General features: G+C 41.3%; 12 protein-coding genes. 1 reads left to right on the forward strand and 11 read right to left on the reverse strand.

What is annotated here, in order from left to right; genetic code table 11:
• The first annotated feature begins 116 nt into the window (after window positions 1–116).
• Window positions 117–6,584, forward strand: coding sequence for a T9SS type A sorting domain-containing protein (locus tag HY960_04390; GenBank protein ID MBI5214967.1), 6,468 nt, complete (start codon window positions 117–119; stop codon window positions 6,582–6,584).
• 66 nt (window positions 6,585–6,650) lie between these two features.
• On the opposite strand, the gene HY960_04395 is transcribed toward HY960_04390, so the two are convergent.
• From HY960_04395 to HY960_04445, 11 genes are all read right to left on the reverse strand, one after another.
• Window positions 6,651–8,936: a hypothetical protein gene (locus HY960_04395; protein MBI5214968.1), complete on the reverse strand. Its 2,286-nt coding sequence runs from the start codon at window positions 8,934–8,936 to the stop codon at window positions 6,651–6,653.
• Between the two features lie 124 nt (window positions 8,937–9,060).
• Window positions 9,061–11,232, reverse strand: a complete 2,172-nt coding sequence (locus tag HY960_04400) for a sodium-translocating pyrophosphatase (protein ID MBI5214969.1) — start codon at window positions 11,230–11,232, stop codon at window positions 9,061–9,063.
• Between the two features lie 356 nt (window positions 11,233–11,588).
• On the reverse strand, window positions 11,589–13,088 hold the full coding sequence (locus tag HY960_04405; GenBank protein MBI5214970.1) for a tetratricopeptide repeat protein: 1,500 nt from the start codon (window positions 13,086–13,088) through the stop codon (window positions 11,589–11,591).
• The gene (locus HY960_04410; protein ID MBI5214971.1) at window positions 13,085–14,023 is read right to left on the reverse strand and encodes a substrate-binding domain-containing protein; all 939 of its coding nucleotides are present in this window, start codon (window positions 14,021–14,023) and stop codon (window positions 13,085–13,087) included. Before HY960_04410 ends, HY960_04405 begins: the two co-directional genes overlap by 4 nt.
• Window positions 14,013–14,234 carry a hypothetical protein gene (locus HY960_04415; protein ID MBI5214972.1) on the reverse strand — a complete coding sequence of 74 codons (222 nt, stop codon included), beginning with the start codon at window positions 14,232–14,234 and terminating at the stop codon, window positions 14,013–14,015. The genes HY960_04410 and HY960_04415 overlap by 11 nt, the downstream gene beginning before the upstream one ends.
• The gene (locus HY960_04420; GenBank protein ID MBI5214973.1) at window positions 14,234–14,968 is read right to left on the reverse strand and encodes a TonB family protein; all 735 of its coding nucleotides are present in this window, start codon (window positions 14,966–14,968) and stop codon (window positions 14,234–14,236) included. Before HY960_04420 ends, HY960_04415 begins: the two co-directional genes overlap by 1 nt.
• 140 nt (window positions 14,969–15,108) lie before the next feature.
• Window positions 15,109–15,831, reverse strand: a complete 723-nt coding sequence (locus HY960_04425) for a TonB family protein (protein ID MBI5214974.1) — start codon at window positions 15,829–15,831, stop codon at window positions 15,109–15,111.
• Between the two features lie 15 nt (window positions 15,832–15,846).
• Window positions 15,847–16,350: a biopolymer transporter ExbD gene (locus HY960_04430; GenBank protein MBI5214975.1), complete on the reverse strand. Its 504-nt coding sequence runs from the start codon at window positions 16,348–16,350 to the stop codon at window positions 15,847–15,849.
• 13 nt (window positions 16,351–16,363) lie between these two features.
• On the reverse strand, window positions 16,364–16,825 hold the full coding sequence (locus HY960_04435; protein MBI5214976.1) for a biopolymer transporter ExbD: 462 nt from the start codon (window positions 16,823–16,825) through the stop codon (window positions 16,364–16,366).
• A gap of 18 nt (window positions 16,826–16,843) precedes the next feature.
• A complete protein-coding gene (locus HY960_04440) occupies window positions 16,844–17,620 on the reverse strand; it encodes a MotA/TolQ/ExbB proton channel family protein (protein ID MBI5214977.1) in 777 nt (258 codons plus the stop codon).
• A gap of 35 nt (window positions 17,621–17,655) precedes the next feature.
• Window positions 17,656–18,018, reverse strand: a complete 363-nt coding sequence (locus HY960_04445) for an STAS domain-containing protein (protein MBI5214978.1) — start codon at window positions 18,016–18,018, stop codon at window positions 17,656–17,658.
• Window positions 18,019–18,147 lie beyond the last annotated feature (129 nt).

The following is an 18,147-nucleotide window of genomic DNA, read 5'->3' on the forward strand; positions in this document are numbered from 1 at the left end:
CGTGAGACTATGAATTCATCAATGTATTTTCATTTTTTATTTGAGGACACATAGAGTAAACACTCTTGCTTCCGTACCGGTAATTTTCTTTAACAATCATCTGTGGAGATATTTGTATGAAAAACAGCATCAGACGAATTTATTCGTCAATCATTCGCATTGTAATTTTCATTTCCATTGCGATAAGCATCATAGGGATTTGTTCATCCTCTGTTCTTTCTCAATCCAAACCGAAAAATACTTCTTCAGAAGTTTCTCGTTCAATCCTTGCTGAAGAAAATCACATTGAAGTACAATCATTTGTACATTCACAAACAGAACCTCCACGTTCTGTTTCGTCCACCCCGATTTCCGGTGACCATTTTGTAGGTTCCGGGCAAGAGTTTACTAAACTTATAGATGCTATATCTGCTCTTAAACTCAACGGCATTTCAGGGCAGGTCCGACTTCTTCTCACCGATTCGGTTTACATTGAACCACCGATAATAATCGACGGAATTGCAGGCGCAGGTGGATTCAATACTATTACCATTCAACCCTCGCTCGGAGTAAATTCTTGTGTTGTTTCTGTTGGCATTGATAATACTGAAAACGGATGCCTCGTCATCAAACAAATCAGCAATGTTGTCATCAATGGAATGAATGCAAATGGGACGAGCCTTAATGCCTTGACAATAAAATACGATGAGAATCAATCTGAACCCGTAAATCAATATGCAGGCGCCATTCGAATTATCTCAAGTTCAAACATTCAAATTCTCAACACAAAAATTCTTGGAAGATTCAACCCAGCCCGAACTAAAGGTTACGATGCAATTTCAACTTTAAGTTCTGTTGGAACAGGTTCGTGTAATTCTATCAACATCCAGTACTGTATCATAACACGCGGGCGGTATGGAATTAACCAGAACGGCGCTTCTTCATCACAACCTGACAAATATTGGTTCGTGTCAATGAACAAATTCGGAGGCGGATTTGCTGATATTGCTTCATCTATTTTGATGTTCGACATTCGCGACTCACTTAGTTCAGGTGGTATTTTACTTAATAGAATTGATTCATCAAGCATTGAATCGAATTTGATAGATGGTGTTCGGATGCCTGCTCAAATTATATTTTCTACTATTGATAACCGAATAGCAGGAATAACAACACTTTCAACAACTAACACTACTCTTCGAGCTAACACAATCAATAATGTTGTCTGGGACAGAACCGATGGCTCTACAGCATCTTCATCAGGCATTAGAGTTACCGGAAATTTATCACTTGCTTCGCCCGGAAATAATTTGCTGGCAAACAACAGCATTTCATCTGTTAATTCACATAAAGACCTTAGTTCGAATCCAAAATCAGCCGTTTTGGTTTCAGGAATTCATCTTACATTAGATAGACAGCCGAAGATATACTACAACTCCGTTTGGCTTTCTCAAGCAAGTTCAAATAGCGGAATAAATACTTGTCTTTATGTTCAAGGGGATAGCATGTTATCGTCGGAAGCAAATGTCCGGAACAATGCTTTTATGAACTCCTCTACAAACGGAAACGGTTTGGTAACAGTTTTATTTTCCGATAAGAGGTGTTCGGATTTTTCTTATGAAGACCATAATGTTCTCTACTCTCCCAATGGAAGCATTTATCAAGGAATTCCAAATATTGAAGGATGGAATTCACAATGCGGACTTAGCCAAACAAGTGTGAGCGGTGACCCCGGCTTCATAAGTCCCACAGACCTTCATCTGGCAAACTTCGGAACTTCGTATGCAAATAATCTTGGTGTTCAAATTACAGAAGTTGCAAACGATAGAGATGGAGAAATGCGAAACGGCATGAGCCCCGATGCCGGATGCGATGAAAATGTCACCCTGCAATCTTTCAGTGATATTCAACTTTTTAATATCTCTGCAGGATATTTGTACGGCTCACCGGAAGGACAACCGCTCAACTTAACCGTTCGGGGAAAAAACAATGGTTCATCAACTGAAAATATTGTATTGCTTGTTTCTGTATTAAATGAAAACGGAACTGCTATATACTACGGTACTGTAACTCTCACCGCACCACCATTTGATTTTTTTTCAGCAACCGTACCCGCGCCATGGGCACCACCGACACTCAGTTCATTAGAATTATATACAATACAGGCAGTGAGTCAACATGCTACAGATTCCTACCCTGCTAATGATTCATCATTCAAATCCCACAGAGTTTTTCCGATTTTCGACGGAAACAATTACTCAAGTACATTTGAAACAAACACTGAAACAGAAGGCTGGTTGGGAACAGGTGATTGGGAATTAGGTAATCCTCAAAAATTAGGTGGCACTCATTCAGGTACTAAGGCTTGGACAACAAAACTCACGGATGAATATTCTCCTAAAAAACATTCATTCTTATTTTCACCCTACTTTGATGTGAGTAACAATTTTTTCCCCAAGATTCAATTTGCGCACAGTATTCGTACCGAACCATCCTGGGATGGAAGCGTATTTCAATTCACTACAAATATGGGCGCAACTTGGGAAAACATGGAAAACCTCAGCGCACCTTATTCCGGTTATTGGTATGATGAATCCGTTTATCAAAATTCTGGCGGTTCTCAAAATTGCTTCGACCAAACTGCCGCCGTCGCTCCGGATGGTTCCATGTTCCCACAAGGACCGAAATGGACAAGCAATGGTGATTGTTTAGGAAATGACATTGCAGAGGGTCCGTTTGGATATTTTACTTCATTCCGGCAAACTCAGGAAGTAGCAGGAAAACCACTCGTTCAATTTCGTTACTGGACTTACTCCGATGTAATGAGTGTCGATAGCGGCTGGGCGTTTGATGATTTTTCATTAAAGGTTGATAGCGGCGGAAGTATCTCGGGTTACAAATTTGAAGATATAAACAAGAACGGAACTCGCGATGCAAGCGAACCAGGAATCGCAGGTTGGACAATCAACCTACAAGGTCCTGCTTCTCTTACAACACAAACAGATGCGAACGGAAATTACCTGTTTCAGCATTTACCTGAAGGTATTTACATCGTAACAGAATCATTGAAAACCGGATGGATAAAGACATATCCTACATTTGAATTTTATAATATTTCGATTCATCCCGGAAGTCTAACAAATGAAAATATAAATTTTGGTAATTTCGAGTTAGGCAAAATACGAATAGACCTTGCAATTGATATTGACGGTGACGGAACTGTTGATTCCGTTGACAATGCACCACTCCCCGCAGGAGAGTTGGCGACATTTGTTCTCAGACAAGATACTACCATTATTTCAGAATTTGTTCATGGAGACGGTTTATTAAGTTATCCTGTTGTGTTAGATGCTGGAACGTATGAAGTAGAGCAAATCTCATCGACAAGCGGTTGGATGATTACTTCATTCGATACATTTACTTTCACCATTTCTGAAAGTGGTTTCGAAGATAGTATTCGCTTTCTGAATTTTAAGAAAATTTCATTAAGCGGAAAGAAATTCAATGACCTCAACATAAATAGTAATTTTGATACCAACGAGCCTGGTCTATCGGGTTGGGTTATAACATTGAACAACGGGACATCTGTTACGACTGATAGCACAGGATATTTCGAGTTCAGAAACATCGGTCCCGGTAGTCATAGCCTAATTGAAACTAATCAGGCTGGGTGGACACAAACGTTTCCCGGAAGTTCAAATTATTCTTTTACTGCATTGAGTGGAAATAACATAACTGGGATTAATTTCGGCAACTATAATTTCGGTAATATCAGCGGTATCAAATTTTATGATGCTAATAATAATGGTGCAAGGGACACTAATGAAACAGGTTTATCAAACTGGAAAATCGTTCTAAAAGGAACTGTCAACGAAACAACATTCACTTCATCCGACGGATATTATGAATTTAACAATCTTCCTGCCGGAGCGTACAGAATTCATGAAGTGTATCAGGCAGGATGGCAACAGACGTATCCGGCTAACCTCCGTTATTTTGATACTATCAAAACAAGCGGGCAAAGAATTACTAATCAGGATTTCGGTAATTATAAATTACCAAATTCTTTGAGTGGAATGAAGTTCTTTGACATCAATGCAAACGGAGTAAAAGATTCTCTTGAACCGGGTTTAGAAAACTGGAAAATAAAATTATTTGATTCGTCCCGAAGCACTGTCATGGTAGATACAACTGATTCACTTGGGAATTATTCATTCCAGAATCTTCCCGACGGTGTGTATATCATCAAAGAAGTTTTGAAAGATGAATGGGTACAAACATATCCTCGTTCGGTGGATGTAGCAACCGGTTATCAACCGGGAATTTACATTCTGAAATTATCGCAGGGAATAAGTAAGACCGGACTTGATTTTGGGAACACGATAGCGTGCCGTTATATCGGGCAGGTAGGTGGTTCATGGCAAGACCCGGCAAATTGGAGCTGCGGTCATCCGCCCGATGCCGGGACTCCGATAATTATTCCTCGTGATACTTCTGTCGTGATAGATTCATTACCATCTGATAGTATTCATTCTGTTCGTATTCAACAAGGAGGGAGAATTCATTTTGGATTGTTAAACATGTTTCTCCGCATTCAAGGGAGATTACAAATTGATTCGGGCGGGACACTTTCTTTCGATGGCGGGACAATGTCATCCCTTACCAACGCTCAATCCGGACTTGTACTATATGGCGATTGGATTAACTATGGAATATTTGCTCCAGGACAATCAACTATTGTTTTCAAGGGAGATTCTGCAAAATCAATTGTTGCCGGTGATATAGTTAATGAAAGTGAAACAATTACTCTTCCGGGAAAAGAGAGAACTCCAAATGATTATACATCAAATAGTTTCTATAATCTTGTCATTGATGGCGAGAACACAAATCTAATTGGCAATATGAGAATTCAAAACAGTCTTGCGTTGTACAGGTCGTTGAATACGCGGGCTGAGGATACGATTACTATTGAGAATCCTTCGCCCGATGCTATCGACAGTACAGGAATTTTGCCCCGTGGTTCCATCAGAAGAGTGATTAACACAATCAGTGGCGGAACATATAGATTTGAAAGTACATCCTCCTCTCTATCATTTAACGCAGGAGAAGAATTACCGGACACCGTACTTATTACAACGTTGCCCGATACAACCACCGATGTTTTCGATTTTCACTGGAAGGTAGTTGGCGGTGTGCTTGATACAATTTCAAATACAGTGACAGTTGATTCGATTGGAAAATTCTCGAAGTGGGTGCTCGGCAAACCCGGTACTGGATATAACAAAGCAACCAACACTTCAATCAACTATGGTTCTCCTACAGTGAGCAGGATGTACACAATTACAAATTCAGGCGGAGGTAATTTTAACGCAACGCTACAACTACGTTACGACGACGATGAATTATTTGAAGGTCAATCACAATCCGACCTTCGGTTATTGCAGGGTCCAATCGTGGCAGATACAATGCACCAAAACTGGAATATGATTTCAATCCCGGTACTCCCGGAAACAACCTACGAGGTTGCCGCACTGTTTCCTTCAGCAAATTCAAATGCTTTTAAATTCAACCAGAATAGTGGCTATCTTCAGCAATCTTCACTTGATATTGGCTCAGGTTACTGGTTAAAATTTCCTGCAACAGAGTTCGTTGGCATCCTTGGTGAAGAACAACGCACCCTCACAGTAGATGTTGAAAGCGGTTGGAATTTGGTCGGAACTATTAGTTTTCCAATTGCCGCATCATCAGTCACTGATACTACCGGAGCAGAAATTTCCGGTGTATTTTTTGGGTATCGTAACGGGTATTTTGTATCAGATACTCTTCGTGCTCTTCATGCATATTGGATAAAAGTTAATAATGCTGGAAGTTTGACGTTCCAACAAAGTTCTCAGGGTACTGCGAAAACATCTTCAGCGTATAGAATACTAAAAAGTCTTGGAGAAATGTTGGTATCCGATGCAAATGGGAATAACCAATCACTCTATTTTGGTTCGAGTAATGAAATCACGGAAAGTACATTTGAAATGCCGCCATTGTCGCCATCCGGTATTTTCGATGCACGATTCGCTCATAATTCAATCGCAGCCATTCGGCACAAAGAAATCGTTAGAGAAATTCCGATTCAAATCACCTCAGCGAAATACCCGCTCACAATTTCATGGGAAACGTTGGAACACTCTTCCATTTCCGCAGACCTCGTAATTGACAAACGCAGTATACCGCTTTTGGGAAAAGGACAAACAACAGTATTAACACCCACATCGTATGTAGGGTTAAGATTATTGCCGTCCAGAGACGTATCAATTCCTATGAAGTTTGCGTTGTATCAGAACTATCCAAATCCGTTCAATCCATCAACAACAATTCGATACGATATTCCAACCGACGGATTTGTAACACTGAAAGTGTTTAACGTATTGGGGCAACTCGTTGCTACACTCATTGAAAACAAACAACAACAGGCGGGGAAATATTCAGAGTTGTTTAACAACGAGGTATTATCAAGTGGCGTTTATTTTTATAGTATTACTGTCACTGATGCCTCAACATCAAATCATAAAGTTATGTATCAGACACAACGCAAAATGCTTCTGATGAAATAGTGTCAAAGGTATTAATGAAAAAGCCGGTCAATGAACTGACCGGCTTTTCACAGTTGGCGTTGGTAACTACCGTTTAGCAGCTATAATCAAGTCTGCTTCATTCCGATACGTTTGTAAATCAATATCATTTGTTATAAATGCCTCATCATATTCCGGATTCATAGCACGTGCACGCGAAAACCAGGAAATCATTTCTTGCTTCTTACCCAGAATTGCATACACCCGCGCTGCACCCATGAGATTGTTTTCTGAGGAATCCATTTTCACTGCTGTCAGTATATTTGAAATTGCTTTTTCATTTTCTCCAAGTCGGGCGGAAAATAATCCAACAAAATAATAATGTTCTGCAACATTGGGATTGAGCTTTGTATTTTCTTCTGCAAGACTTAGTCCATCACGCCAGGCTTTTACCGCAACATCCTTTTTCGCGCGACGATATTGTGTTATCCCCAATGTATAAATCAACCGATAATTCGAAGGCTCATACTTTAAGCATGCTACTATTGTTGATTCTGCCTTTGTATAATTACCTTTATTGAGAAAAAGAATACCGAGATATTCAGCGGTGATAGGATTCGCCGGATTGAGTTTCAATGCATTTTCATAAGAAAGAAGCGCGCTGTCTTGTTTACCCAATATCTCGTACAGGTATGCCAAGTTAATCCATGGTAATTCATGTTCCGGATTTAATTTTGTGGCTCGCCTGAAGACTTCAACAGACTCATCATATTTCTTCATCATGGCGTAACCAACAGCTAAGTTGACGGAAATGTTATAGTTTGTCGGTTCTATTTCAAACGCTTTCAACAACACACTGATTGCTTTTGGGGGGTCATTAAGATTTAATAAGTATTCATTCGCTAAGGTGACATATGCCCGCATCAGATTAGGATCCATTTGAATTGAACGTTCCAAATATTCCACTCCCTTTTTTCTATCTCCTCGCTCGATGTTCAGTCGACCGAGCAACAAATATGCTTCAGAATTTGTACTATCGAAAGATAATACTTTTCGAATATTTTTTTCTGCCTCAATTAACCATCTCTCATTTAAATCATAGCCTCGTTCGTGATTCAGTAACTGTGTGCTTGCTAGTTTTATGTATGCAGGGAGAAATTTTTCATCTTTTTCAATCGCCTGAGTTAGTTCGGATATTGCTAATTGGTTATCTTCCTTCCGTTCTCGTCGGTCATATTCTAATCCAGCCATGAAATGCTCATACGCTTCCGGCTTCGGAACATAATCTCCCTTGATTTGTGATTCAAATAATGAAACAACTTGTCGAAGTATTTCACCTCGAATTTTCGACATATCCTTTTTCTTAAGATAAGAGAAATCCCGGCTTTCAATGTCCCGTTGTTCATGTGGTTCAACCAATCGGAACCGTATCGTTAAATCATCATCTTGAAATTCTAAAGACCCTCTTAACAAATACCGCACATTTAATTCTTTGGCAATTTCATCTTCTCCTTTTTTAGTGTTTCTATATCCGTCAGTACTTCCTGATTGAAGAACTTTAATATGAGTCATGTTTTGCAAGGAAGTACGAATGTCATCTGTAAAACTACCAGCGAGATATGAAAAAGATGAGTCACCTTTATAGTCGAATGGTAAAACTGCTAACGAATTGGGCGGTGGTTCCGGCGCAAACACAAAAATATAAACTGCAGCAAGAACAAGAATGGTTGCAAATCCATATGCAATTCTCTTCTTCGTTTTTTTTCGCTTGAGGATTGTTTTCGCCACATACAAGTTTGTTGAAAATTTCCCGCTCGCCTTGTCTGTCGGAATGACAATGATTTGATAAACTTTTATCGGTTGGTCAATTCCCTTCAACTGCGGGACACCAAGATTCAACACCTTGATGTTTAGTTTCATCCTTACTTGCTGATAGACACTTTCCGATATGTTGACACCGCCAACTTCAGCAATGGATTGAACACGGGAAGCGATATTGACGCCATCACCAAAAACATCGTTTTCTTTAACAAACACATCACCAAGATGGACGCCGATTCGAACGGTGATTTTTTCGTCTTCGTTTTTGATTTGGGAATTGTATTGAAGGAAACTTTGCTGAACTTCGACTGCGCATTGAGTCGCACTCACAACGCTGTCGAAGGTAACAAGAAATGCATCCCCGATGGTTTTAATAACAACGCCTCCGTACTTATGTACTGCTTCGGTCATCATCCTGTTATGAATGCCGAGCATACGCATGGTGCCTACTTCATCACGCTGCATTTTGCCGGAAAAATCTTTGATGTCCGTAAACATGATTGCGCAAAGTTTACGGACACCTTTTTCCGATTCCTGATTGTGTATTGAGTTTATATTGTTTTCGTCAGCCATGTATTATTTTCGGGCATATATGTACGAAATTCAAACTACTAAAGCAAGAATAATTTCTCTTGTTTACTCAACACAAGTACTTTTGTTTCGCCTCCCGAAAAATTTCCCCGATATTCAATCACCGTTAGATAAACAACGGAGCTAACACAAGGGTAATGGTTGAGAGTAATTTGATTAACACGTGAAGCGATGGACCGGCTGTATCTTTGAACGGGTCACCCACTGTATCGCCCACAACCGATGCTTTGTGCGGGTCGGATTTTTTTCCACCGTACGCGCCGGTTTCTATGTATTTCTTTGCATTATCCCACGCGCCGCCGCTGTTATTGAGGAAGAGCGCCATGAGAATTCCCACAATCGTTCCAACCATGAGAAAACCACCGACAACTTCAGCGCCGCTCGCTCCATGAACAGGAGAACCTTGAGAAACAAATAACCATTTGAAGACAAGTCCAACCACAACAGGCATTCCAACCACTAGCAAACCCGGCAGAACCATTTCTTTCAATGCCGCTCGTGTTGCAATATCAACGCATTGTCCATAATCCGGTTTTGTTGTTCCCAACATAATTCCTGGATTGTTTTTGAATTGGTCACGTACATTGTTGATGATTGCATAGGCGGCACGACCAACTGCTTTAATCGCCATCGAGGAGAATAAAAATACTAACACCGCGCCGAATAACGCACCGACAAACACTTCCGGTTTGTTGAGATTGATGACTCCTTCAAACGTCGGCATGTAAATTTTCACTTCATCAATGTAAGCGCTGAACAGAAGGAATGCGGCAAGCGCGGCTGAACCAACTGCGTAACCTTTCGTTAAGGCTTTTGTTGTGTTTCCGACAGAATCAAGTCGGTCTGTTCGCTCGCGAATTTCATGCGGTTGTTGACTCATTTCAACAATTCCACCTGCGTTATCGGTGATGGGTCCAAACGTATCCATTGCAAGAATATACGCGGCAGTTCCTAACATTCCCATCGTAGCAACCGCAGTTCCGAACAATCCAGCGTGTTCAAGTCCAGAGTTTGCGCCGAGGAAATATGCGCTTACAATTGCGGCGGCAATAACAAGTACCGGATAACCGGTTGATTCCATCCCGATTGCAATACCACTGATAATGTTTGTTGCGGGTCCGGTTTGCGATGCCTCTGCAATAAACTTCACAGGACGATATTTGTATTCAGTGTAATACTGAGTTATGAGAACGAATGCTATCGAAGTCAACACTCCAATCAAACCACATAAGAAGAAATTGAAATAATATTGTTCACCTAACAACCAACGTGAGGCAACAAAAAATCCGATAATTGCCAGAACTGAGGTTATCCAATAACCACGGTTCAATGCTTTCATCGGGTCTTCTTTTTCATTTTTCACTTTGACCATCATGATTCCGACGATGGATGCAAGAATACCAAATGCACGCGCTACAAGCGGGAAGAGTAAAACACCAATAAGTGTCAAACCATGACTTTCAAAAATACCGACGTTAGCTTTGTACAAACCCGCCGCGAGAATCATTGCTCCGATATTTTCTGCCGCTGTTGATTCAAACAAGTCAGCGCCACGACCGGCACAATCACCGACATTATCACCGACAAGGTCAGCGACCACAGCAGGATTGCGGGGGTCATCTTCGGGAATTCCGGCTTCGACTTTTCCAACAAGGTCTGCGCCGACATCAGCCGCCTTTGTATAAATTCCTCCACCAAGTTGTGCAAAAAGCGCAACGAAACTTGCACCGAAACCATAACCGACAATCAACAAAGGAATTTTTGTCACATCGTCAGTAACTCCGGCGGCATCCACTAAAGCAAACAATCCTGCGACGCCAAGCAAACTCATTGCTACGACAAAGAATCCTGAAACAGCACCGCCTCGTAACGCCGGTTGCAATGCGCTGTTCATATCTTTCAATGCGCCCGCGGCAGTACGAATATTTGAGCGGATAGAAACCCACATCCCCATATACCCAGCGGCAACAGAACATGCAGCGCCGAGAATAAAAGAAAGCGTAGTCCAAAGCGCAAGGTCGGCTTGAGACGCAGGGTCGTGCTCGTTATGCGCACGAACGAAGGCGTATAAAATGTAAATAAGAAGTCCGAGCGCAAGCGCAAGGTAGATGATGGTTTTGTTTTGGCGACGCAAGAAGGCTTCCGCTCCCTGCTTAATCGCGTTGGAAATTTCCTGCATCTTTTCACTTCCGGTCGGTCGCCTCATTACATCCTTGATGAGATACAACGCAAAGAGTAAACCGAAGATACTGATGCCTAAAATAAGAGTTAATTCCATAGTGCTATCTAAAATTCCTTAGTTGTCAACGAGAACGCCTTAGGCGATTCGTCGTTGGGTGGATAGTTATTGGTTACGATTAATATTGATGGAAAATGCAATTCCCGGTTTGCGCAAACGAAAGATTAGAAATATTTGTAGAAGGTAATGATACGAACACTCATAATCTGAGAAAATAAGTCAATAACCTTAAATAATATTACTAACGAGAAGGGAAAATTTGCACACGGTTCCGGGAAAAATGACACGTTCCGCCCCACTTTGACAGAGGCGGAACGGCATCACCGTTCAGAACGGTGCAAAATTACAGAAAAAAAATGTAAAAACCGAATCAGTCCCGGAGAACCAATTATTTCTTATTTACAATCTCCATTCACGACACCGATGAACGCGGCTAATTTCTTCGCATCTTCATTTTTCGGACATTGATTGAGTACTTTGCAAAGATACTTTTTTGCATCGTCGTTCTTCTTTTGAACTGCATAACACTGTGCAATAAGTAAATTTGTCTGGCAATTCTTCGGGTCGAGTTGATAGGCTTTTAAAAGGTTTGTCAAAGCACGGTCATAATTTTTTTCTGTGAAGGAAATAATTCCTTCAACTCGATATGCTTCTTCTAACTTTCCTTTGTTCTTCTCTAAACTCTCTTCCCCACCAGTGGTTATCAATTCAATTACTTTTTGATTTGCAATGCGTTGCTGAGCAGTCGAGTCTTCCATCTGTGCATAACATGCCGCGAGGGAACTCCATCCTTGTAAATAGTCGGGACGAATTTCAAGACTTGCTTTGATATGTGCAAGCGATGCGTTGTATTCTTTCAACTGCATCAAACACAAACCGGCATTAAGATGCGAAGCAAATTGATAACCGGAAGTTGTATCGGTTGCAATCTTTCGTTCAAAATTTTCTGCCGCCTCTTTATACATTTTCTTTCCCATGTATAATGAACCGAGGTCATAAAAAATTGCAGTGAGAGTTGAATCTTTTTGTTTTGCTTTTTCATAATAAACAATTGCTGAATCATTTTTCTCCATCGCCTTTAACGCCTTAGCAAGTTCAAGATATTCTTCAGCAGTCAACGTATCTTTTTGTTCAAGTTTCAGATATGAAATTTCGGCATTCGCATAATCTTTCGCTTTCACATAGCCGTAAGAAACCATTCTCAGCACATCTATTTTGGTAGAGTCAGATTTTAAAAGATTCTCACCATAAGGAATCAACTCCGCAAAACGATTAGTCAGATACATCGCGTTGACGACTGAATATTTTTCTTCTATTGCGTTGGTGTCTCTTGAAACGTAATGAACGAGAAACGGTAATGAGTTGGCATATTGTTTCGCTTTATACAATAGGTTGCCGAGTTTTTTAAACATCTCTAAGTTTGATGTATCACGGGCAATAACTCTGCGATAGGCAGTTGCGGCTTCTGTGTATTGGCGGGTCTTCATATAGGCATCGGCTAATTTTTCATGATAGTTAGGATTTAAACTATCCATGTCAGCCGCTTTTTTATAAAAATCAATCGAGACAGAATAAAGATTTTGCTTTACGTACGCGTCACCGAGTAGCACATACACTTCAATGTTTGCAGTATCTAACTCACGCGCTTGAATCAATTCCGGAACAGCGGCTTCAGCAGAATCAATAGCAAGCAATGCTTTTCCAAGATAGAAAAATCCTTTCGGGTTTTTCTTGTCTTTGCGATTGGCTTCTCTCAGGCAGGGAATTGCAGATGCATAATCTTTTTTATTGAATGCGTCCATACAATTCAAATATCTATCGTCAGCATGAGTTGATGTTGCAACGATAAGAGTGACAAGAACGAATGAGCAAATGTTTTTGATAATTGTTTTCACGGGTTAATCTCTCTTTTTGTTAATTCAACCAGACGGACGGGCATTGTTGCCGGAACGAGTCCGTAGTTGAGAAAATATTTTTGCCCCGCTGCGCTTGCAATGAATGAAACAAATCCGGTTCCAACATTGAATTTATCAGCACGGGAATAGACATAGACTTCACTTGTTATCGGGTAATAGCCGCGGTACATGTGTGCCTGATGAGGAGTGAAATATTCTCCTTCTCTATGCAACGAATCAGGAGCGTTCGGATTGGAGATAGCAAGAATCTTCACGTTTTCATCCTTGCCGCGCAGTTGACCGATGCTAAGAAAACCAAGACCATTCTCATACTGTTCAACGTATTCAATGAGTGAGTCGGCTGAGGAGGTAATGTTTGCAACCGGACCGAACTTTTCTCCGTGCAATATCTTTACTGCCATAACTTCGAACGCACCGGAATTCTGGTCGGGAATACTCGTACCGATTGAATACGAACTGTTCTTCCATCCAAGTTCATTCCACTTTGTAGTTACGCCGCGGAAGATGCTGTCAAGTTGTGTCGTTCGTAATGATTCAACCGGGTTGGCTTTGTTGACAATCAGTACAACACCATCAAGAGCAATTTTCATCTCCTGAAATTTCAATCCTGCCCGTTGTGCAACCGACTGCTCTTCACCGTTCATCGGGCGAAATGTAATAATCACTTTCGTCGTTTCGACATTCAAAAATCTTACAATCGCTTCGCGTGTTGTCAGCGAGTGCAAATTCACCTTTGCTTGAGCGTAGAGTGACTCGAACTTTTCTTCCTGTTGTTTAATCACAGGAAACACTGATTCATCAACGAAAACATCCACTTCACCTTTGGTGGTTGTTTCTTTTCGTTCTTTCCAACAACCAAAGAATGTCAAAGCAAGAACAAACACGAGCGAATATCTGAACAGGCTACTCTTCATCTCGTTCTCTCACTTCCTGTTGTTGCTTCATTCGCGTACTCACAACACGGTAGATTCCCCACAGAATCATCATCACACCTAAAAGCAGGCGAATGTTTTCCGGGATGTATGTCGGGAAAAACCAACCGAACAACGCCGCTACTCCAAGCACCGCAATCAACGATGCCGTGAAGTAACTGACTATGTAAATTATGATTGACGGATTAAACATCACTTGTTCAATTGAAATTTAAACGGTACTGTTGCCCAAACTGTAACGGGACCATCGTTCATGATGGCAGGAGTAAACAACCATTGCATTGCCGCTTCGGTTGCCGATTCATTGAAAATCGGGTTATCGGTTTTCATGACAATTGCTTTTTTCACTCTTCCATTTTTATCAACAAGGCAGTTCACCCAAACCGTTCCTTCAACACCAGCACGACGAGCGATATCAGGAAAATCGGGCACAATTTGTTTTACTATTTGTGGTCGGATTTCAACAGCAATAAATGAATCAATTGGTGGTTCTGCTTCATTTTCAATTTTTATAATTGGTTGAGAAACAATTTCTTTTCCTGTTCCAAAATAATTTCTCAGTTGAGAATCATTCGCTTGGGAAATCTCCCGTTGAGTCGCAATTGTTTTTTCAGGAGAAATCTCAACACCGGGAACAGGAATCGGCACACCAAAAGTTGGTTTACTTAAAGGTATTGTGACTTTGTAACCTGTTCCTGTAGCTACATCTGTTATAGGAACTGGAAAAGGTGTTAATCTACAAAAAATAATTCCTGAATCACTTTGAGGATTAACACCACCATCCAAACTATTCGTAAAATAGTAAGTCGCGATAAAGGAGAGATGAAAAAGTAAGGCGAAGGTCAATCCGTAAAACGCGTTCTTTTGATAGGATAAGTTTTGCAATCCTCTCGTCCTGAAGTGGTCTGAGTTCAATATTGCTGTCATGATTATTCTTTCCTTTCTTCTCTTCGTTTCCGAATTGATTACAATGGTGTTACTTCACATCTGTTTGAATTGTTCCTAACTGTTTTATGTTATGTCATTCTGAATCACCGATACAACGGGATTCAGAATGACACACGTAATTATTTATTCAACACAAAGCGGAACGGAATTGCCGCCCAAACGGCAACGGGTCCGTTGTTCATGATTGCCGGTGTGAAAACCCATTGGAGCGCGGCTTGAATTGCCGGCTCGTTAAAGATTTCCGCATCGCTTTTCATGATGACCGCTTTCTTAACTTTTCCTTCTTTGTCCACCAGGCATTTCACCCAGACCGTTCCCTGAACACCGGCGCGTTTTGCGATGTCAGGATATTCGGGGGGAACCTGCTTGACAGGCACGGGTTGCTTTTCAACCGGAACGAAATCGGGCGGTTCTTCATCTAACTCGACTTTCAAATCTTGTTCGACTTGAATTCCGCCACCATCTCCATCCATCGAAATAACCGGGCTTTGCACTGCCGCAAGTTCTTCCTGTGATGCAATTGTCTGTTCGGGACTGACTTCAGCATCAGGCACGGGAACCGGCACGCCGACGGTCGGTCGGGCAACCGGAGCGCTCACCTGAACTGCAGGAGCCGCTTCTGCATTTGTGATTGAAGGAGGAGGACCTAAGTCTGTATATTTTGTTATGCGTACCATTACAACCGGCTCTTCTTCTTCCTGAAGATAACCGACTAAATAATACACACCGATAATTCCAAAGTGCATTAATGCGGCAATTGCCAACCCTACAAAAGCATACTTTTGATAGAGTTTTTTCAACTCGCGCATTCCATATTGGACTGTTGCTTCTACTTGTGTCATTTTCTCATCTCCTTTCTACGATGCTGTTTCTGCTTGTTCAAGGATTTTCTTGTCAGTTTCTTCCATCGGCGCTAAACTGAAACGAGTAATGTTTGCAAGATTCAGCTCATCCATGATATCCACCATCATCACGTATTTTCCTTTTCGGTCAATCTTGATGAGTGTAATCAGTTTCGGATTTTGAGCCGCTTTCTGTTCTAACGTTTCGCGAAGTTTTGCAAACTCAATCTTATTGGGCTTTTCAACTCCGATGTTCCAGAAGATTGAACCATCTTCTTTTACACGAAGCGTGAGCAGATTACTTTCTGCAACTTCAACTTGCGTCTCACCGGGAGGCAAGTTAATTTCCATCGTTTGCGGACGACTCATCGTCGTCGTCATGATGAAAAATGTGAGTAATAAAAATGCTACGTCCACCATCGGTGTCATGTCTATACGGATGCTAATCCGGCGCATTTTTTTCTTTTTCTTTTTCTTGTCGTGTCCGCGAGGGGCACCACCGCCACCAACATCAGCCATAATCTGTTCCTTTCTACTTTTCTAAATCTGTGATAAGGTTAAAACGAGTTATGTTGGTCTTTTGCAGAACATCCATCACGTCTTCGGTGATTCCATATTCCGCATCCACATCTCCTTTGACTACCGTACGCAGTTTAGGATTTGCCGTTCTCGCGCGAATCAACAAATCGGGAAGCGCTTTAATATCAACTTCCACTCCGGCTTTGAGTTTATTCTCTTCACCGAATATTCTTTGTCTCATCTTTTGTGAATCAAATCCTAAAAAGACTCGGCTATCTTTGGAGATACTTACCATCATCACGTCAGTCTCAGGCAATTTGAATGCTGAGTGGGATGATGGCAAGATTATCTGAACTTCTTCCGGCGGACGGAATTGCGTCGTCAACATAAAGAATGTCAACAACAGAAACGCCACGTCCACCATCGGAGTCATGTCTATCTTGACAGCAATCCGGGCTTTTTTAAATTTTGGCATATTCTCACCTTTGAGGTGTTACTTCGTTTTTGCTGTTAATGTTTGAATTACATCATAACTTGCTTCATCAATCATATAGGTGAAATGGTCAACCTTATTGACGAAGAAGTTGTACGCGATAATACCAACGATACCGCCGAAGATACCAAGCGCGGTGTTGATAAGCGCTTCGGAAATACCAATCGAAAGTTGAACTGCATCCGGTGCGCCGGCGTTTGCCAATGCAGAGAATGCGCGAATCATACCGACGACCGTTCCAAGAAGACCGAACATCGTAGAAACTGAAGCAATGGTTGACATTGCAATCAGGTTCCGTTCGAGAATCGGCATTTCTAATGCTGTTGCTTCTTCGATGGAGCGTTGGACTTCATCCATCTGCTTGCTTGCTTCTAAATTCTTGTCCTTCGCGAGGGCGCTATATTTTTCCAAGCCGGAGCGAATAATGTTTGCCATCGAACCCCGCTGTTTATCACACGCGGCGATCGCGGTTTCTATATCCCCGGTGGCTAATGCACCTTGAAGATTTTTCAAAAATGATGCTAATGAACCGCGTCCCTGGGCTTTCTTTAGCGAGAGCATTCGCTCAATAACATATGTGATAACCATAATGGAGAGCGTGATTAACACAGGCACGATTGGTCCGCCTGTATAAACGGTTCCCATAAGGTTGGTTGGTTTTTCCCGGTTTTCTCCGTCGGAGAAGTTATCCGGACTTCCTAAAATATAAAGATAGATTGCGAACGATATTGCAAGAGCGCCAACCACTAAAATGGTGGCGAATACGGATTGTTTCATTTGAACTCCATGAAATTAGTTGAAACGTGAGTGAATTAACTTAGTGATTTTTCTTTTACAAAACTCTGTACTGCTTCTTCGACGGTATCGTGTGTGTCGAAAATATCAATTAGTTTGGTTACGACGAGCAAGTTCTGAACATTGTTGCTTAAGCCTGCCAACTTTACTTCCCCACCGATTTTCGCGTAGGAAGTGTGAGAACCTATCAGCGCACCGATTCCCGAACTGTTGATGTAATTAACCTTTTTGAGATTGATAACTAAAAACTTATTTCCCTGTTCGATGAGGTCGCTGTATGCTTCCCGGAAACTATCGGTTTCACTATCGCCGACTAACGAGCCTTTGATTTCGATAATTCCGATGCGACCATTTTTTTCTGTCTTCGCTTTAACAGCCATTACATTCCTTATTGAATTCTCACTGAATAAATTACCAAACAATTAATTTGAACTATATCTCATTTACTCAAATAAGATGCCAGCAATTAGTGTTTGATAGATTGGGAAATCTCTCAGATTAACAGATTT

The sequence above is a fragment of the Ignavibacteriota bacterium genome, assembly GCA_016212665.1.
GTDB lineage: Bacteria > Bacteroidota > Ignavibacteria > UBA10030 > SZUA-254 > FW602-bin19.